Source organism: Mycobacterium sp., assembly GCF_032159565.1.
Lineage (GTDB): Bacteria > Actinomycetota > Actinomycetes > Mycobacteriales > Mycobacteriaceae > Mycobacterium.
The window spans coordinates 1-18,270 of the sequence record NZ_JAVHWR010000026.1; the positions used below are offsets into that span (position 1 = coordinate 1).

The 18,270-nt window shown below is 67.2% G+C and carries 17 protein-coding genes and 3 tRNA genes; 9 read left to right on the plus strand and 11 right to left on the minus strand.

The window, feature by feature from the left end; genetic code table 11:
* A partial coding sequence (locus QOC76_RS03020) for a proteasome activator (RefSeq protein ID WP_526354029.1) occupies positions 1 to 493 on the minus strand: 493 nt, incomplete at its 3' end.
* A 16-nt stretch (positions 494 to 509) separates the two neighbouring features.
* A complete protein-coding gene (locus QOC76_RS03025; RefSeq protein ID WP_526354031.1) occupies positions 510 to 2,462 on the minus strand; it encodes a DUF6541 family protein in 1,953 nt (650 codons plus the stop codon).
* Between the two features lie 111 nt (positions 2,463 to 2,573).
* On the opposite strand from QOC76_RS03025, the gene QOC76_RS03030 reads away from it, so the two are divergent.
* A complete protein-coding gene (locus QOC76_RS03030) occupies positions 2,574 to 3,770 on the plus strand; it encodes a cysteine desulfurase-like protein (protein WP_526354033.1) in 1,197 nt (398 codons plus the stop codon).
* Positions 3,771 to 3,788: 18 nt separating this feature from the next.
* Here QOC76_RS03030 and QOC76_RS03035 read toward each other — a convergent pair whose 3' ends face one another.
* Positions 3,789 to 4,772 carry an NAD(P)H-quinone oxidoreductase gene (locus QOC76_RS03035; protein ID WP_526354035.1) on the minus strand — a complete coding sequence of 328 codons (984 nt, stop codon included), beginning with the start codon at positions 4,770 to 4,772 and terminating at the stop codon, positions 3,789 to 3,791.
* A gap of 65 nt (positions 4,773 to 4,837) precedes the next feature.
* Here QOC76_RS03035 and QOC76_RS03040 point away from each other — a divergent pair, with 65 nt between their 5' ends.
* On the plus strand, positions 4,838 to 5,350 hold the full coding sequence (locus QOC76_RS03040) for a MarR family winged helix-turn-helix transcriptional regulator (RefSeq protein WP_526354037.1): 513 nt from the start codon (positions 4,838 to 4,840) through the stop codon (positions 5,348 to 5,350).
* 20 nt (positions 5,351 to 5,370) lie between these two features.
* A tRNA-Ser gene (locus tag QOC76_RS03045) sits at positions 5,371 to 5,460 on the plus strand.
* Between the two features lie 26 nt (positions 5,461 to 5,486).
* On the opposite strand, the gene QOC76_RS03050 is transcribed toward QOC76_RS03045, so the two are convergent.
* Positions 5,487 to 7,022: a glycosyltransferase family protein gene (locus QOC76_RS03050; RefSeq protein WP_526354039.1), complete on the minus strand. Its 1,536-nt coding sequence runs from the start codon at positions 7,020 to 7,022 to the stop codon at positions 5,487 to 5,489.
* Positions 7,023 to 7,118: 96 nt separating this feature from the next.
* Between QOC76_RS03050 and QOC76_RS03055 the strand changes: the two genes are divergently transcribed.
* Positions 7,119 to 7,928: a class I SAM-dependent methyltransferase gene (locus QOC76_RS03055; protein WP_526354041.1), complete on the plus strand. Its 810-nt coding sequence runs from the start codon at positions 7,119 to 7,121 to the stop codon at positions 7,926 to 7,928.
* On the opposite strand, the gene QOC76_RS03060 is transcribed toward QOC76_RS03055, so the two are convergent.
* From QOC76_RS03060 to QOC76_RS03070, 3 genes are all read right to left on the minus strand, one after another.
* Entirely contained in the window at positions 7,929 to 9,818 is a 1,890-nt protein-coding gene (locus tag QOC76_RS03060) for a glycosyltransferase family 2 protein (protein ID WP_526354043.1), read from the minus strand.
* Positions 9,819 to 9,947: 129 nt separating this feature from the next.
* Positions 9,948 to 10,391: an SRPBCC family protein gene (locus QOC76_RS03065; protein WP_526354045.1), complete on the minus strand. Its 444-nt coding sequence runs from the start codon at positions 10,389 to 10,391 to the stop codon at positions 9,948 to 9,950.
* 17 nt (positions 10,392 to 10,408) lie between these two features.
* Entirely contained in the window at positions 10,409 to 10,579 is a 171-nt protein-coding gene (locus QOC76_RS03070) for a hypothetical protein (protein ID WP_526354047.1), read from the minus strand.
* Between the two features lie 46 nt (positions 10,580 to 10,625).
* On the opposite strand from QOC76_RS03070, the gene QOC76_RS03075 reads away from it, so the two are divergent.
* Together QOC76_RS03075 and QOC76_RS03080 are read left to right on the plus strand one after the other, a co-directional pair.
* Positions 10,626 to 11,042, plus strand: a complete 417-nt coding sequence (locus QOC76_RS03075) for a hypothetical protein (RefSeq protein ID WP_526354049.1) — start codon at positions 10,626 to 10,628, stop codon at positions 11,040 to 11,042.
* Positions 11,042 to 11,950, plus strand: a complete 909-nt coding sequence (locus QOC76_RS03080) for an NAD-dependent epimerase/dehydratase family protein (protein WP_526354051.1) — start codon at positions 11,042 to 11,044, stop codon at positions 11,948 to 11,950. Before QOC76_RS03075 ends, QOC76_RS03080 begins: the two co-directional genes overlap by 1 nt.
* Here the strand turns inward: QOC76_RS03080 and QOC76_RS03085 are convergent.
* Both QOC76_RS03085 and QOC76_RS03090 read right to left on the minus strand, forming a co-directional pair.
* On the minus strand, positions 11,937 to 12,761 hold the full coding sequence (locus tag QOC76_RS03085) for a crotonase/enoyl-CoA hydratase family protein (RefSeq protein WP_526354053.1): 825 nt from the start codon (positions 12,759 to 12,761) through the stop codon (positions 11,937 to 11,939). The two genes, QOC76_RS03080 and QOC76_RS03085, sit on opposite strands and share 14 nt — an antisense overlap.
* An 18-nt stretch (positions 12,762 to 12,779) precedes the next feature.
* On the minus strand, positions 12,780 to 13,238 hold the full coding sequence (locus QOC76_RS03090) for a hypothetical protein (protein ID WP_526354055.1): 459 nt from the start codon (positions 13,236 to 13,238) through the stop codon (positions 12,780 to 12,782).
* Between the two features lie 41 nt (positions 13,239 to 13,279).
* On the opposite strand from QOC76_RS03090, the gene QOC76_RS03095 reads away from it, so the two are divergent.
* A complete protein-coding gene (locus QOC76_RS03095) occupies positions 13,280 to 13,864 on the plus strand; it encodes a TIGR03086 family metal-binding protein (RefSeq protein WP_526354057.1) in 585 nt (194 codons plus the stop codon).
* 78 nt (positions 13,865 to 13,942) lie between these two features.
* Here the strand turns inward: QOC76_RS03095 and hisC are convergent, their stop codons facing one another.
* Complete coding sequence (gene hisC / locus QOC76_RS03100; protein WP_526354059.1) at positions 13,943 to 15,001, minus strand: histidinol-phosphate transaminase; 1,059 nt, start codon at positions 14,999 to 15,001, stop codon at positions 13,943 to 13,945.
* Between the two features lie 84 nt (positions 15,002 to 15,085).
* Here hisC and QOC76_RS03105 point away from each other — a divergent pair.
* Positions 15,086 to 15,174, plus strand: a tRNA-Ser gene (locus QOC76_RS03105).
* 38 nt (positions 15,175 to 15,212) lie between these two features.
* Positions 15,213 to 15,285: transfer RNA gene (locus QOC76_RS03110), tRNA-Arg, on the plus strand.
* 77 nt (positions 15,286 to 15,362) lie between these two features.
* On the opposite strand, the gene QOC76_RS03115 is transcribed toward QOC76_RS03110, so the two are convergent.
* On the minus strand, positions 15,363 to 17,981 hold the full coding sequence (locus QOC76_RS03115; RefSeq protein WP_526354061.1) for a helix-turn-helix transcriptional regulator: 2,619 nt from the start codon (positions 17,979 to 17,981) through the stop codon (positions 15,363 to 15,365).
* Positions 17,982 to 18,270: the final 289 nt, after the last annotated feature.

Here is an 18,270-nt window from a genome sequence, read left to right on the forward strand (position 1 = left end):
CCGGTACGGGCGTGCCGGGAAGTCCCGACGGTCCGACCGGCAGAGCGGGACGGCCGGTGCGCATCTGTTCGAGTTGCATGCGGGCGGCCATCTGTTGCGCCACCAGCGTCGCCTGGATGCCGTGGAACAGGCCCTCCAACCAGCCGACCAGCTGTGCCTGCGCGATACGCAGTTCGGCGTCGGACGGGATGCCGTCATCGGTGAAGGGCAGTGTCAGCCGCTCGAGCTCGTCACGCAGTTCCGGCGCGAGCCCGTCCTCGAGCTCGCGGATGCTGGTCTTGTGGATCTCCCTCAGCTTGTTACGGCTGGCGTCGTCCAGCGGTGCGGCGCGTACCTCTTCGAGCAGCTGCTTGATCATCGTGCCGATCCGCATCACCTTGGCAGGCTGCTCGACCAGATCGGTCAGCGACTTGCCGTCGTCTTCCTGCTCCGGGTTCATCGGCCCGTCGCCGCCGATGATCTCGATGTTGTCGTCGTCAGTGTTCGTACTCATCAAATACGCATTCCCTCTACGCGCCGCGCCATTCATAGATACGGGCCTCGCCGTTGTCGTAGATCTTCTCCCACGACCGTGACTTATCTAGCGACACTAGCCCGTCCGGCATAGCGAATTTCAGCACCACCGGTGTGCTGGTCACCACGTACCTGATATTGAGGGCTTTCACCGCCTCGGCGATACGCGGGTCGGTGTCGGCGTCGTCGGCATAGGCCCAGAAGATGAAGCGGTGGTATCCCGGCCCCTGCTGGACGGGGTAGTCGTAATGGGTCCACAGCGGATGCAACCCTGCTACCGCATACATCCACGCCGTGCCGTCGGTGTTCGCGTTGCCGATCAGGGTGTCGCGCGCGCCGGGCAGGGTGGCGAGGTACGCGAACGCCTCGAGGTCCTTGGCGTCGATCAGCACCGAGTCGTACTTCTCGCCGAACAGGAAGCGGTGCCGCGGCACGTAGGCCAGGGCGGTGACGACGGTCACGGCGATCAGCGCCGCGGCAGTGGCTGCGTACCAGAACCTGGGGCGCGCGGCACGGTCGGTGCCAGCGAGTCTGCGGATGCCTCGTACCGCGGCGTCGACGAGAAAGAAGGCGGCGATGCCCGCCGCGGGGGCGAGAAGCATCGCTACCACGGCCGAGAGCCTGCGCGGGTCGCTGTAGAAGAGGTCGCTGAATTTGCCTGTGAGTGCGCCGACCGGCCCGCTGAACGGCGCCGATGAATGCACGATGCAGACCACGAGCCCGAACCACACCACCAGCGGCCACCAGATCCGCTTGTAGAGCAGGATCAGCCCGCCGATTCCTGCCAGCACGACCAGGATCCACTGGATCGGGAAGTCGTTGAGGTGACGGGTGTGCTGCACGAGCGCGTCGATCAGCCCGCGCTTCTTGCCCTCGTGTGTCACGAACGCATGACCCTCGATGATCTCGGCCTGCGCAAGCACGCCGACGAACTGCGGCAGCAGCAGACAGACGGTGGGCACCGCGATGACCGCAAGGGCGATGAAGTCCGAGAGCCTGCCGCGAACCGGATGCCACAGCAGGTCGAACAGCCACCAGACCACCACCAACAGAACGGTCACCACGCCACCGGTGATGTGCACCGAGAAAACTCCGAGCAGTGCCAGCACGGCCAACGGAATGCGGTCACGATGGCCCACCGCCGACATCACCAACGCCATCGTGGGAACCGCGACGCCGTAGGCGGCGAGGTTGGGCATCGACGCCGTGTCGAATTCGACGTACGGAATCGCGGTGAAGGAAGCCGAGAAAGCGGCGGCGGTCGCGGCCGCTCCCGCGGACTGCCATTCGCTGAACCGGTTACGCAACAGCATCCAGGTCATGGTTGCCGCGCTCACCGGAAACAGCCACACCGCCGCCGCCAAGGAGCTGAGCGTGTAGGCGGTGGCCGGCGCGGCACCGGTCAGCTGGCTGAGCACCGACGCGACGGCGTGGAAGGTCGACGGGTAGTACAGCGCTTCATGGGTCTCGACGTTGCGCAGCTCACCCATGTGCGTCGGCGAGGCCTGACCGGTGTCGAGGATCCACCGGACCGTGTTGGCGTGCCAGACGGCGTCCCATGTGCTCGGTATGGACTGCCAGTGAGGCAGTCCCTGGACCGCCGACAGACAGATCAAGGCCGCACCGAGCAGCACGCCGGCGGCGACGGCGAGCGCAGGACCGCGCGACATCGCCCGTTCCTCGCCGTCTCGATTTCGAAAGCGGCTCAGCACCTTCGGCAAACTCGCCGCAGCGGCCGTGACCACGACCAGAGCAAAGAACGCGGTCCATGCGTTCCACGGGATGCCGAGCGCGCCGAACGGAACGATCGCCAGTGCGACGACGCCGTAGGTCAACGCCGGGCCGACGGCGACCGCGACGCCGACGGGCAGGCGGGCAGCGCGCGCCACCACCGCTCCGGGCACTACCAGCAACAACACCGCCAGTAGCACTCCGAAGGCCAAGCTCACTGCACTAGTATGGCTGCCCAGGTGACCCGGTCCGGGAATGCCCAGGTGGGGTTGGGCACTCATCGGACGCTGTCGGTTTGTGGATTTCACGAACTCTCTAAGGTGGCTGGCATGGCATACGACGTCGCCCGGGTGCGCGGACTGCATCCGTCTTTGGGCGACGGATGGGTGCATTTCGACGCTCAGAACGGCATGCTGCTGCCCGACTCCGTCGCCACCACCGTCTCGACGGCATTCCGGAACTCGATGACGACGACGGCCGGTCCGCATCCCTCCGCGCAGCGCAGCGCGAAAGTGCTCGACGCGGCGCGCGCGGCGGTCGCCGATCTGGTCAATGCCGACCCCAGGGGCGTCGTCCTCGGTGCCGACCGCGCCATCCTGCTCAACTCGTTGGCCGACGCGTCGTCGGCGCGGGTCGGGCTGGGCTATGAAACGGTGGTCACCCGGCTGGACGACGAGGCAAACATCGCGCCGTGGCTGCGGGCGGCGAATCGTTATGGCGCCAAGGTGAAATGGGCCGAAGTCGACATCGAAACCGGCGAGCTGCCGACCTGGCAATGGGAAAACCTGATCTCCGAGGCGACCCGCCTCGTCGCCATCACCTCCGCCTCCGCGACGCTGGGCACCGTGACGGATTTGCGGGCCGCTACCAAGCTGGTGCATGTGGACGGCGGGCTGGTCATCGTCGACCACTCCGCGGCGGCACCGTATCGCCTCATCGACATCGACGAGATCGACGCCGACGTGGTGGCAGTGAATGCGCTTGCCTGGGGTGGGCCTCCGGTCGGCGCACTGGTCTTCCGCGAGCCCGACGTCATCGGGTCATTCGGATCGATCGCGCTGCACCCGTACGCCACCGGGGTCGAGCGCCTCGAGATCGGTTCGCATCAGTACCCGCTGCTGGCCGGTCTCGTCGCAAGCATCGAATACCTGGCGTCGCTTGACGAATCGGCGAGAGGCACGCGGCGGGAACGGCTCGCCGTCTCGATGCAGTCGGCGGCCGCCTACATGACGAGGCTGTTCGACTACCTGTCGATGTCGTTGCGGTCCCTGCCGCTGATCATGGTGATCGGCAGGCCCGAGACCGCGATTCCCGTGCTGAGCTTCGTGGTCAAGGAGGTGCCCGCCGAGCGGGTCGTTCAGCGGCTTGCCGACAACGGTGTGCTCGCCATCGCCAACGCGAGCTCGCGGGTCCTCGACGTGATCGGCGTCAACGACATCGGCGGAGCGGTCACCGTCGGCCTCTCGCACTACACGACCACCGGCGAGGTCGATCAGCTGATTCGCGCGCTGGCCTCGCTCGGCTGACTCGAACTTCGGGTCCCGCTAGTCCGCCACTCGCAGCAACACTTTCCCGGAGACGTCGCCGGACCTCAGCAGTTCGTGCGCTGCCGCCGCCTGCTCGATCGGGAACTCCGCGCCGATGATGGGGCGGACGCGGCCGTCGGCCACCATCGGCCACACGTTGCGCACCACCTCGCGAACTATTTCGCTCTTGCTACCCGGGCCGTACACCGGGCGCGCCCGCAAGGTGGTACCGAATACGCCGCCGCGCTTTCCCATCAGCTTGCCCAGGTTCAGCTCCGCCTTGACGCCGCCCTGCATGCCGATGATGACGACGCGCCCGTCGTTGGCGAGCGCGTTCACATTACGGTCGAGATAGGCGGCGCCCATGATGTCGAGGATCACGTCGGCTCCCGCGCCGTCCGTCGCGTCGCGCAGCCGCTCGACGAAATCCTCGTCGCGGTAGTTGATCAGGATCTCGGCGCCGAGCTCCTTGCACAGATCGAGCTTCTGCGTCGAACCGGCGGTCACCGCGACACGGCAGTCGAGCGCCCGAGTGACCTGGATGGCGTGCGTGCCGATGCCGCTCGCGCCGCCGTGAAGCAACACCACATGGCCTGCCGACAGGCCCGCGGTCATAACCAGGTTGGACCACACCGTGCAGGCCGCCTCGGGCAGGGCCGCCGCGTGATGCAGTTCCACGGTATCGGGCACCGGCATGACCTGCCCCGCGGGCACTGCGACGAACTCGGCGTAACCGCCGCCGGCCAGCAAAGCGCATACGGGTTGCCCGTTTGACCATCCTTCGACATGTTCGCCGACGTCGGCGATGGTGCCCGACACCTCGAGGCCAAGCGTTTCGCTGGCTCCCGGCGGAGGGGGGTAGTTGCCCTCGGCCTGAAGGAGGTCGGCGCGGTTGACGCCTGCAGCGCTGACCTTTACCAGCACTTCACCAGGCTGTGGCGTGATGTCGGGGACGTTCTGCCAAATCAGCCGGTCAGCGGATTCGACGACGATCGCATGCATTAGAAAACCTTACTACCTGAGAATTCCAGCCCTTAGCAACGCGAAAGTCGTTTACCATCCTGAGGATGGAGGGGATCATTGCCGGGCGTACAGCTAGTGATATGCCCGGCCTCGACATCGCTGAGCAGCGGTCGTGGCAAAACTTCCTCGATTCGGCGTTGCGCATGTACGCGACGCTGAATCGATCTCTGGTCGAAGCGCACCACTTGACCCTCAACGATGTGCGTCTTCTCGACATCCTGGACAAGACCTCGACCGGTTCGGCACGCATGGGTGATCTGGCCGAAGGTCTGATGTCGCTGCCGAGCCGGGTGACCCGGCAGATCCGCCGGTTGGAAGTGGCGGGCCTGGTGCGCCGTGTCGCGAGTCCCGACGATGGCCGTGGCGTGCTGGCCAGTATCACCGACGACGGTCGCCTGCTCGTGCGGCAGGCAATGATCACCTACGGGCAGGGTGTGCGCGAGCACTTCCTCGGCAAGCTGTCGCGGCCGCAGATCGCCGCGATGGGAGAGAACTGCCGCCGAATCAGCGTCGGGCTGAAGGGAACCCCGTCGGCTGCCAAGGTCGGTCGGGTCTGAAGCCCGCTACGCTTATCGGCGGTGGCGTGGCAGAGCGGCCTAATGCACTCGCCTTGAAAGCGAGAGACGGCTAAAACCGTCCGGGGGTTCAAATCCCTCCGCCACCGCCAAATCGCTTAGAGCCAAGGGCTGGTGGTCAATCGGTGATCGGCTCTAGGTAGATGGTTGCCGCGGCGGTCCACACAGACTTGGTGTGCCAGCTGGGAACACCGGCGGGAGCTCCTTCACGCGTCCACACCAACCGGTACTCGGGCCGCCGAGGCTGCTGAGTCCGGTCGAGCCGCGAGAAGTTCACCTCGAGCAGCCAGCGCACCACGGGGCCGGCCTCGTCGATCCGTTTCTCGATCGACGGCAGCGTGATGCCGGGGTCGGAGAACACGTCCACCACATTGCATTTGCAGGCATACGCCACGGTGCCGACTTCCGGCGGCGCCTTGACGGTGGCGTCGCCGACCAGCTTGCCGACCTCCTCGCCGATGGCCACATATTCCTGAGGAAGCGCCCAGTTGCCGAAGATGACCGGATGTTTCCACGGCATCCCCAGGCCGGCGAACGACACGACCGCAGCCACGGCGAGTGCGGTGGCGGCGAGGACAGGAGCGCCGACCCGCACCGCACGACCGCCACGCAGAAGCAGCGCCAGCCCGTAGATACCCGTAAGGCTCAGGGCGACAGTGGAACTGACGTAATACCAATGGTAGGGCGGCACCCCGAGCAGGCAGTAGGCGCCGAACTCCGCCAGTCCGCCGGCACCGAGTCCAACCAGCGGCCAGCGCTCCGCAGGTAGCCGCCGCCGTACACCCGTCAGCAGTAAGCACAGCACGGTCACCAACCCGATGGCCGCGGGCACGATGGCGAGCAGCAGCGGCAACGTCATGCCCCCTTGCCACATCTTCCACAGCCCGTTGGCGAATGTGGCGTCGCCGAACGACTTCTGCAGCGTCTTGATCACCAGGGTCGTCGGTATGGCCGAGCCGAAGTGGTACCAGCTGAACGCCCACCACGGCACCGCCACGGCGAGGGCGGTGAGTGGGGCAACCCAGAACCTGCGTCGCAGGGCAGGGGTGGCGAGGTATACGGCGGCCACGACGAGGCCGAGATCCGGCCGGGTCAACACGAGCAGACCGGCCAGCACCCCGAATGCGATCCGCCGCCCGCGGACCGCCTGTGCGGTGAGGCCGGTGAGGAACGCCGCGATGGGCACGACCTCGAGGCCGAGCGCCGAGTTGACGAACGGATTGGCGAAGACGACGGCCACCACGGTGAGTGACCAGGCGCTCGAGACGTCGAGCCTGCGGGCGATCTGAGCGGCCCACACGGTCATCGCGCCCGACAGCACCGCAATGCAGATGCCAAGGCCGAGCATCGGCCGCAGGGCACCGGTCGCCGCAGTGATCCAGGTCGCGATCGCCAACAGGATGACGTTCAGCGGCGAGGTCGCGGTGTTGGACTCCTCGGCCGGGATCATCCCCCAGTGCAGGTGCTCGGCGACATTGCGCGCGTAGCTCAGTGTGATGTAAGCGTCATCGACCAGGCCGCGGTGTGCGACGGCGAAGACGACCGCGCCGACCAGCGCTCCCGGGATGGCCCACCACAGCCTCCCGCGCCGACGCGGCTCGGGCTCGGGTGGCCGGTCGGCCTCGACAGCCTCCCGCTCCGCCATCTTGGTCATCGGCGGTGATCATATGGTCCCGAGAACGAATTGGCGCACTGGATCGCGAAGTGGGTTCCTGTGCGGGCCGAACCGCGCCGACGATACGGTGGTCGCATGTTCGACCGCTTCAAGAAGTCGGCGCGGGAGAAAATGCAGCGGGCCGTGGCCGAGGTGGTGGCTGACGAGACTACCGTGACGAGGCAGCAGCAGCTCGACCAGCACGCCGAGTTGCTCGCTGCGATGAACCGGTTGAACGACTCGGTCAACGCCGTCGTCACGCGCATCGCGGACGCCGAATACCGCGCCCGGCGGGACCTTTCGTATGCCACGGACACCATGACGACGCAGGAGTGCGCCGCCTTCGTGCTCGAGCACATGCCGACGGCCAAGGTCTATTGGGAATCGCAGGACACGCTGCGGTATGCACTCGGGGAGATCAAGGGGCCGGGGCTGGCCCTCGAGTTCGGGGTGGCGACGGGCACCACGCTGCGGATCATCGCCGACGCGGTGGCCGCCGACCGCACGGTCGCGGGTTTCGACGTGTTCACCGGCCTGCCCGAGACCTGGCGAACGGGATTTCCGGCAGGGGAGTTCGCTCAACAGCCGCCCGACATTCTCGGCGCCACGGTGATCGCAGGGATGTTCGACGACACCCTGCCCGCGTTTCTGGCGCAGACCGACGAGGTGATCGCGTTCATGCACGTCGACTGCGATCTGTATTCGTCGACGAAGACGGTGCTGGATCTGACGGGTGACCGGCTGGCGCCCGACGCGGTGCTGGTGTTCGACGAGTTCTTCAACTACCCGGGGTGGCGGCAGCACGAGTTCCGGGCCTGGAGCGAGTTCCTCGCGAGCACCGGTCGCTCATTCGAGTACCTCGCGTACACGGGCAACCACGAACAGGTTGTCGTGCGCCTGCACTGATCAGTTCTCGTAGAGCCGTGCCCAGTTCTCGCGGCCGGTCAACTCGGACGCCGCCGCCCGATAGCGACCCTGCAGCTTCGGCGCTTCGTCTCCGAACCGCTTGAGCGCCTTGCGCATTCGCTTGGTCAGGTCCGTGAGCTTCGTCTTGTCCCGGCGCCGGACCCGCACGCCTGCCTGCGACGAATCGGTGACGACCGCGTACTCGAAGAGCGATACATGCCACCACTGGTTGTCCTCGGCGGAGATGGCCACCGGCCCGGGAATGACACGCCCCAACCATTGGAACGCCATCCGCTTGGCCAGCACCAGATTGATGCGGTCCTTGCGCGGCTTGGGGCCGACGGGCACGAAACGCGGTACCGCATCGGTCAGTTCACGGATGCCGACCGCCGGATGCATCTTCGTCTCACCGTAATCCGCCCGCTCCGAGCGGATCGCGGCGAGCGCGGCAACTCCGCCGTCGTGCAGTATCTCGGGGCCCTCGAGGAAGTCCTCGATGCCGCGAATCATGGTGTACGCCATGCCGTATTGCATCGACACCAGAGCTTCGGAGATCTCCCGCGCAAGCCACCTGCCGGTGGTCTTGGTGTCGATGTCACCGTGCAGCGCGTGGGTGATCAGCGAGTTGCGGACGCTGAAGTACCGCATGAACTCGTCGCGGTCCTTCCAGTGGAAGTCCGCGTGCCAGACGCCGGCGTTGGGCAGCGTCACCGTGGGGAAACCGGCGGCGAGCGCGCGTTGGCCGTATTCGATGTCGTCCCACTGGAAGAACATCGGCAGCGGTAGACCGACCGCGGCCACCACCTCCGACGGGATCAAGCATGACCACCACGCGTTGTACTCGGCGTCGACGCGCTTGTGCTGGCGGTTCTTGACGATGTCCGATCGGTGCAGCGCCCTCGGGGCCCAGCGGCCGGCCCGCAACCGGTGCATCTGCGTCTGCTCGCCGCCGACGTGGAGTTCGCGCGTGTTCTGCAGCGACAGCATCTGCGCGCCGATGAGCGTCGGTGACGGCGTCAGGTTCGCGAAGGCGTTGAGCCGCAGGATGGTCTCGGGCTCGAGCAGGATGTCGTCGTCCATCAGGATCACGTTCGCGTGATCTGCGACGCTGGACACCTCGTACATGCCGCGCGAGAATCCGCCCGCGCCACCGAGATTCGGCTGCCGCAGGTAGACCACCTTGTCGCCGAGCTGCGCGGCGACGTCGTTGAACAGCGGCCTGGTCTCGACAGCGTCGGTGCCCTGGTCGACGACGTAGATCGCGTCGATGCCTGCCAGCAGGCCCTTGTCTCCTGCCACGGCCGCGACGTTGAGCGCGCAGTCGTCGGCCCTGTTGAAGGTGCAGATCACGATCGCCGCGGGGCGGATCGTCGGGGGCGCAGGCACCGTCCACTCGAGATCGGTGATCGTCAGCGGGCCGCCGACCGCGGTGCACTCCATCCACAACGCGCCGCCGTCGACGTATTCGTTGAGACGGGCGGTCAACAGCGCGGTGCCGGTGCCGTCGATCTCCGCGCTGTCGACGGTCCTGGCGCCGCCGTGGATGTCCGATCCGCGAAGCAGCACGCGGGCTCGCGTCGACGTGTCGAACGCCAACTTGAGCTGAACCTCACCCACGGTGGTCCACCGCTGGAAGTAGCTCGCCGGTAGCCGGCCGAAATAGGTGTTGGTATCGACCGTCGCGCCCTTTTCCAGGTGCACGGCGTAGCGCTCGCGATGTGCTCGACCCTTGACGATGCGCGCATACAAGTCGTCGGTCACCGCCGCGCTCGGGCCGGTGAACAGGCCACGCGCCACGACCAGCCGCTCGGGTGCGACGTGCTCCGTGAGCGCCTGCTTCAGCGCGTCAGGAGTCGCGTGGCCCGGCTGGGCCGCCCCGCGCTCGGTCATGCTGCTCCTGCTAAGTGAGATTTCCGGTTGGGTGATGATCTGCCCAGCTCCCGAAGCGAGCCTAACAAGCTGCCGTTCTGAGACAAGTTGACGCCACCGTGAGGATCGCCGACATGTTGAAGTCCCTGGTCAACGAGCTTCCAGAATCGCCTTCAGGCGGGCCAGATCCTTGGCGGTGGCGCGCCTGATGGCCGTCGCCAGGATCGGCGCCGCCAGCCCGGCGAACGCCGTCGGCTCCCCACGGTTACGAAGCGTCATCCAGGTCCCGCCGTCCTCGGTGTCCTCCCACGCATAGCTGGTCTCCATTGGAAATGGGCCGCTGTCCGACCGCATCACGAATAGTTCCGCCGGCATCAGTTCGACCACCTCGTAGGTGTACTCCAGCGTTCGGCCGAGAAAGCCGCTGGTGAACCGGAACCGAGAGCCCAGCGCTAACGGCCTCGCCGATTCCCAGTGCACCGTTCTGATATTGGCGTACCAGGTCGTGACGTTGTCCGGGTCGCAGCTGTACGCCGCGACCTCAGGGCGCGGCCGCTCGATGGTGGTGTGGACCTCGACATCGACCGTTGCCATCCCCACAGTGTCGCGGCTCAGCCGGCCGCCCGCGCCAGCGCCTGAACCCCGGCATCGATCGCCGACCCGGTGAGGTTCGCGTAGCCGAGCAGTAGCCCGTCGGCCAGCTGGAGGTGCAGCGGTTCGCTCTTGGCACGGTCGAGCTCGATCAGTAGCTCTGGACCAGAACTGGTACCCGAAACCGCCATGAAAGTGGTGCCTATCTTGAGGCCATTGGCGAACTACCGTGAACGTATGCCAACGACAGCTACGCGCACAGGAGCCGGGTTCGTCGAGGTGACACTGATCGTCTTCGGCCTATACGCACTGGGCCTGGGCCTGTTCATGCTGTTCTTCCCCGGCGCGTTCTTCGACACCCTGGGAACATTCGGGGTTCGCAACGATCACTACATCTTCGACAACGCGACGTTCGAGATTCCGCAGGGCCTGCTTCTGCTCGCCGCCGTGCGGCGACCGTCGTGGCGGGTGCCGGCCCTGGCGTTCGCCACGCTGCACTGGGCGCTGCACTCACTCAGCCACATCATCGACCCGCACCACGGCGCGGGCGACCTGATCGGTTGGCTGGAGGCCGGGGGTCTGGTCGCCACCACGGTGATCCTCGTGATCGCCTTGCGCGCCACCGCGAATGCCGACGAGGCGCGTGATCGCTGATGCGCGTCCTGGTTGCCGGGGCCACCAGCGTCCCCGGGCTTCCGCTGTTGCGCGCGCTCGATGCCCGCGGTCATGAGGTCGTCGGGCTGACGCGATCGTCGGACAAGGCGCCCCGGATCGAGGCGGCGGGTGCCAAGCCGGTGGTGGCCGACGTATTCGACGCCGACGACATCGACAAGGCGGTCGCCGACATCGGGCCCGAGGTGGTGGTCTCGTTGCTCACCACGCTGCCGAAGCTGGGACCGAAGTCGGTGAAGGACTTCGAACCAGCCCGAAAGCTTTGGAGCACAGGGGCTTCCAACCTCGTTGCCGCCGCACAACGGGCGGGTGTGCGGCGTATCGTCGCCGAGTCGGTGATCTTCGCCTACGGCTATCCGACGTCCGGGCCTGCGGTGATGGACGAGGCGGACCCCTATCCCGGTCCACCACCGAAGGGTGGCGACCAGATGCTGGCGGCGCTGCGAGGTATGGAGCGCAACGTCCTGTCATCGGGTGAGCACAGCGAAACCCAGGGAATCGTGTTGCGGTACGGGTGTTTCTACGGGCCAGGGGTGCCGCATGACGAATTGTTCGTGCGGCTCGCGAAATGGTGCGTCCTGCCCGCGATGACCGGCAACGGAATCGTGTCGTGGATCCACATCGACGACGTCGCCACGGCGACCGCTGACGCCCTCGACCGCGGCCGCGGCGGCCAGATCTACAACATCGTCGACGACCGGCCGCAGTCGTTCGGCGACTACGTCCGCGAGCTCTCGTCGAAACTCCATCGGCCGCGGCCCATTTCGATCTCGCCCCGGCTGGTGGGCCTGGTCGCCTCGTATCCTGCGAGGGCCTTCGGCGACACCTGGCTGCCGCTGTCGAACGCGAAGGCCAAGGCCGAACTCGGCTGGACGCCTATTCGCCGGTGAAGTTCGGCGGCCGCTTCTCGAAGGTCGCCTTCATGCCCTCGCCGAGGTCCTTCGACGGCAGGAACGCCGCGTTCCATGCCGCCACGTAGCGCAGGCTTTCCGACACCCGCGCGATGCGCTGCTGATCCAGCACGTCCTTGATGCCGCTGATGGTCAGCGGTGGGTTGGCGGCGATCTCGGCGGCCGTTTCGTGTGCGGCGGCCAGCGAGGCCTCCGCATCGTCGTAGACGTCGTTGACCAGGCCGATCTTCTCGGCCCGCGCTGCGTCGATGTTCTTGCCCGTCAACGCAAGCTCGCGCAGGTGACCATCTGTGAGGATCAGCGGGAGCCGGGCCAGGCTGCCGACGTCGGCGACCATGGCCAGCTTCACCTCGCGCACCGAGAACTTCGCGTCGGCGCTCGCGTAGCGGATGTCGACGGCGGAGATCAGGTCGACGCCGCCGCCGATGCACCAGCCGTGCACCGACGCGATGGTCGGGGTGCGGCAGTCGGCGACGGCGCTGATCGCGCCCTGCATGCGCAGGATCGTGGCGTGGAAGTCGGCGCGCGGGCGGGCCGTCGCACCCTCGGCGAGCACGCCGGACAGCGAACCACCCATCGCGAGCAGGTCCAGGCCGTAGCTGAAGTTCTTGCCGGAGCCGGTGAGCACGATCGCGCGGACGTCGCGGTCGGCGTCGAGCGTCGCGAACACCTCGGGCATCTCGGCCCAGAACGCCGGGCCCATGGCGTTGCCCTTGCCGGGGCCGGTCAGTGTCACCTGCGCGACGTGGTCGGAGATGTCGACGGTGAGAGATTCGTACGTGTCGCCCATGACGGAGAGGCTAGCTACTTACGGCGGCGAGCCGCCGAGGACCACCTCTTTGACGACCGCGCTGGGCAGAAAGCCACACATGGTCGTCGCCATCAGTGCCGCGACCATTTGAGACTCGGGGGTCTGTCCTTGACCGCTGTCCTGCAGGATGGCCTTGATGACGGCGCGCTGACCGGCCTCGTCGAGCTTGGTGTACTCGCTGCACGTCATGGTCTTCCAGTTCGCCGGTGCGGGAACCTCGGGCACATTGGTGTTCCCCGGCATCGGCAGACCGGGTATCTGCGGAAGGCCCGGAATGTTGGGCAGGCCGGGGATGCTCGGAAAGCCCGGTTGGGCCGACGGAGTGCGGGTGGGCGACTCGATCGGCGGCCCCGGCTCGGTGGTCTGCGCGACCGCGCCCTCTGTGGTGCGCGAGCACCCGGCGGCCAGGCCGACGAAGATCAGCGCCGCGGCCGTCACCCGCAGATGGGATCTCATCTGCGCAACGATAGGCGCACGCGCGACGTAGCGTGGGCATCATGTCCGCCGACTTGCCTCCCGGTCCCAATTCGCCACCGACAGACGAACTCGACAGCGCAGAAGCCAGCCTTCACGTGCTGCAGAACGTGGTGCATCCGATCGCCGACGACGACCGGTGCAGGCAGACACCCTGCAGAGAATTCGACATCGAGAAGCTCACGGATCACCTGATGAACTCGATCACCGTCATCGGTGCCGCCGCAGGCGCCGAGTTACCGGAGCGCGACGCGGGCGAATCGGTGGAGCGTCAGGTCGTCGCGGCCGCCAGGCCTGCGCTGGATGCCTGGCACCGCCGCGGGCTGGACGGCACCGTGAAATTCGGCGACAACGAGGCACCCGCGCAGATGATGGCCGGCATCCTGTCGCTGGAATTCCTGGTACACGCCTGGGATTACGGGAAGGCGTTGGGCCGCAACGTCAGCGCCCCCGACTCCCTGTCGGAGTATGTGATGGGGGTGGCACAGAAGGTCATCACGCCGCAGGGCCGAACCACCGCCGGTTTCGACGATCCGGTGAACGTGCCCGCCGAAGCCAGTGCACTGGACCGGCTGGTGGCCTACACCGGCCGCAACCCGAACGGCTAGCCGCGCTGCCGGCGCCGATTTTGCATCTGTGGTTGTGGAATCGTCTCTGCCACAGCCCTCACTGCAAATTCGGCACCATTACGTCCGCTCGGCGATCCAGCGCTTCGCGAAGTCGAGGAACAGGTCGTTCTCCTGAACCGACGCGACGGTCACACGCACCCCGTCATCGCCGTAAGGCCGGACGATGATGCGGTCGTTCGCCGAATCACCAGCGAACTCCTGGGCGCGCCCCGGCAGCGGCAACCAGACGAAGTTGGCCTGCGACGGCGGCACCGGGTAGCCGGCTTCGCGGAGCGCCGCGGTGACCCTCGCCCGTTCGGCGATGACGGCGTCGGTGCGGGCCAGCAGTTCGTCGGCGGCGTCCAACGATGCGATCGCCGCGGCCTGCGAGATGCTCGTCGTGCTGAACGGCACGTACACCTTGCCGAGCGCGGTGATGATGTCGGGATCGCCGACGGCGTAGCCGATACGGAGCCCCGCGAGCCCGTATGCTTTCGAAAACGTCCGCAGCACAACGACATTGCTGTGCGCACGGACCAATCCGAAGCTGTCGGGCAGCATGTCGTCGGTGATGTACTCGACGTAGGCCTCGTCGAGCGCGATCAGGATGTCGGACGGCACCGCCTCGATGAATCGGGCCAACGCGTCGGGATCGACGACGGTGCTCGTCGGGTTGTTGGGGTTGCAGACGAAGATCAGCCGGGTTCTGTCGGTGACAGCGGCCAGCATTGCGTCGAGGTCATAGGTGTCGTCGGTCAACGGCACCTGCACCGCGGTGGCACCCGCAGTGCGCGTCTGAAGCGGGTAGATCTCGAAGCTGCGCCAGCCGTAGACCACCTCGTCGCCGACGGTCGAGGTGATCTGGATGAGCTGTTGGCACAGGCTGACCGACCCGCATCCGACAGCGATGTGCTCGGGCGCGAAGTTGACGTGCTTGGCGAGCCGTTCCTTCAGTTCGACATAGCCGTTGTCCGGGTACCGGTTGATGTTGTCGGCGGCCTTGGCGATAGCGGTCCGCACACTCGGCAGCGGCCCATGCACCGTCTCGTTGCTCGCGATCTTGATCGCGCCCGGCACGTTCCTGCCGGGTGTGTACGCCGGCAGATCGGCCAGTTCAGGGCGTAGGCGGGCAGGCACCGAACCAGTCTATGGGTGGCGATTATGCGCTTTGCCTGGTGCCGTGGGGGATGTGTACGCTGTCGGATCGGCGGTAAACCGTCGGGAGGCGTGCCAGAGCGGCCGAATGGGGCTCACTGCTAATGAGTTGTCGCCCTCAAAGGCGACCGGAGGTTCAAATCCTCTCGCCTCCGCCGCGGTTGACGCGTCAGCCACGCACAACTGAAGACATGCGCCCGTAGCTCAACGGATAGAGCATCTGACTACGGATCAGAAGGTTGGGGGTTCGAATCCCTTCGGGCGCGCAACAATTCACAGACTCTGACGTGCGCCGCGGCGGATGAGCTTCGACCACCTCTGCCTCAGGGTGTCCGGTTAGACGCTATGGCGTGGTTTGAGAGTTAGGCGCGTAGGCCGCGGCCTGGGTGCGGTTCTGGACGCCGAGTTTGGTGAGAATCGCACTGACGTGGTTGCTTACGGTCTTGGGGCTGATGCAAAGAATGGTGGCGATGTCGGCGTCGCGATGCCCCCTTGCGAGCAAGGCGAGCACGTCGCGTTCGCGGCGGGTCAGCCCGTGTGGGTCGGCGCGGGTGTCGGCGCGGCGCGAGTGGGGGCCGCTACCCCGAGTCTGTGCGAGGCGCTGACGGGCTCGGCGGGCTGCGGCGCGGGCGCCGAGCCGTCGGAAGGTGGCCAGAGACTCTTTGACGGCAGCAGCGTCGCCACCGAGCTGGGCCAGGGCGGCGTCGTAAGGGCAGTCGAGGGCGGTCCATGCGGCGGCGGCGGCGCGCCAGTCACCGGTGGTTTCCAGCCAGTAGGGCGTTATCGGGTCGTCGGCGGGTGTGCTTGCCGGCGGTCCGCCGGACAGGTGTAGCCAGCGGGACAGGTGCCCGACCAGCCACGGGTCGGCCCCGGTGGCGGGTGCGGCGGCAAGCCCGGTCTGCGCCTCGGCGCACGCGGTGTCGTCGTCGCCGCTGAGCCAGGCGGCCTCGGCGCGTGCGGCCCACAGCGGGCCGAGGCGGAACAGGTCGACCGGTTCGACGCCAGTGCGGGCCTCATCCAGCAGCGTGACGACCGGCTGTTCGCCACGGCGGGCCCGAATCAGCGCCACGGTAAGCAGCGGCATGGCGCGGTTCATCGGGCTGATTCCGGGCCGGGTCAACACATCGTGGGCGGCGGTTTCGGCGGAGGCCCAGTCGCCGCGGTACAAAGCGACCAGCGCGGCGGCGCCTGCGGCGGCCGGTTGAAAGGCGTCTAAGTCATGGTTATGACAGAAGGCGGCGGTTTCGGCGATGTAGTGGCCGGCGCGGTCCAAATCGTGGTGCAGCACGGCGGTCCAGCACATGATCGCCCCAGCGACGCCGGCGTGTTCGGCCAGCCCCTCCGTTCCCATCGCAGCCCGCCACGCGACCTCCAGCTCGTCCCAGCCGGTGTCCGTGCGCAACACCGTGGCCAGCGCGGCGCAGCTGCGGGCCCGGAGCACCACGGCCCGTTCGCCGAGCTGGGTGCCAAGGGTGATGGCCTGGGCCGCGTACTGGACGGCGGCCGGGTCGTAGGAGAAGGCGGCCAGCTGCGCCAGGTTGACAAGCGACCAGGCCAGCTGCGGGCACGGCCCAAAATCCTCCAGCAGCCGAAGCGACGCGCGGCCGGCCTCCTGGGCTTCGGTGCTACGACCCAACGGCCACAGCATTTGTGACAGCCAGCGCAGATCATCGCCCTCTGCGAGCCGGTCACCCAGCTCGTGGCGCACCGCGATCGCCTCGCGCCAGGACCGCGCAGCTGCTTCGGCGAGCCCGCACATGTAGCTGGCGAACGCGTGTTGTTCCAGCCACACCACCTTCTGCTCCGCAGGGGTGCTCTCGGCGTGGCGCAGCGCCAACGCGTAGAGCTCTGCGGCCTCCCGGTGAGCGCCCAACCCCCCGGCCCGTTCGGCGGCGGCTGGCCCGTAGCGGGTCGCCGCATCCTGATCACCGGCCTGATCGGCGTGAAATGCCAACGCCGACAACGCATCCGGTGGGATAGGTGGTTCGGCCAGCGCCGCTAGTGCGCGCGCATGTAGCAGCCGACGCCGGTACCCGGGGATCTGTTCCAGCGCGGCCCGGCGAGCCAGCTCATGGCGAAAAGCCACCGCCGCCCCGTCGGCGCACAACACCCCGGTGTCAAAGCATTCATCCAACGCTGCCGCCGCGCCCGGAAACACCTTCTCAAGCAGCTGCGCGCTGGCGTGCGGGCCGCACACCGCCGCGGCCTGTGCGGCATCACGTGCGGGTGCCGACAGTCGGGCCAGCCGCCCCCACACCGCCTCGGAAACGCTGCGCGGTAAATCGCGGTAGCCCGACGAGTCGGGGCTGACGGCCAAGACCTCGGTGACAAAGAACGGGTTGCCGCCGGTGAGCCGGTACAACTCATCGGCGTTGACACCGCCACCGGCGGCCAACTCCGCGACCGCGTCCCGGCTCAGCCGGTCCAACCCGATCCGGGTCACCGCCGGACAGGTCGCCACATCACCAAGCGCCATCGCCAGAGGATGCCGCTCGCCGACTTCCTCGTCGCGGTAGGAAACCAGCAACAACACCGGCAGCGACCCCACCCGCCGCGCCAGGAACCGCAGTACGTCCAGGGTGGCACCGTCGGCCCAGTGCACGTCCTCGACTGCGAACACCCATGTGTTGCCGTCACTGAACACGCCCAAGAGCGCAGCGTAGATCGCCTCTGGGTCACCGCCGCCGATCGCAGCGGCCAACCTCGCCGTCGCCGGGTCCCGCACCTGTGCCAGCATGTCGACGAACGGTCCCAGCACCCGCGGCGTCTCCAACGGATCACATGCGCCGCGCAATACCCGCACCTGCCCGGTCAACCCGGCGACAAAGTGGCGGATCACCGCTGACTTGCCGACCCCGGCCTCCCCACGCAGCAGCACCACCCGCCCAGCACCACGCCCGGCCCGCCGCCGCAACACATTCAACTGAGCCAGCGCTGACTCCCGCTCCAGCAGGATCTCCATAGGCGCCCGGCTGCCCCTTCGCCATCGGCTGGATTCGCGCCGACGCTGTCGCGCGGGCCGGACCAACGATATCCCGCGGGCCGAAACCACAATATGGGGAAAATTCCTCATGTAGTCACACCGGCCGCGGGCCACACTGCAATTACCCCCGGGGGAGGGGTGGAGTTCCGGAGATTGTGTTCGACGCTATTTCCCGGGGCTTCGGGCAGGCACCAGGTACCCAAGCGACGGCTATGGGGATCTGGGCGGCGCTTGTGCGCTCTGCCAAGTGATGGCCGGGGAGGCCGGA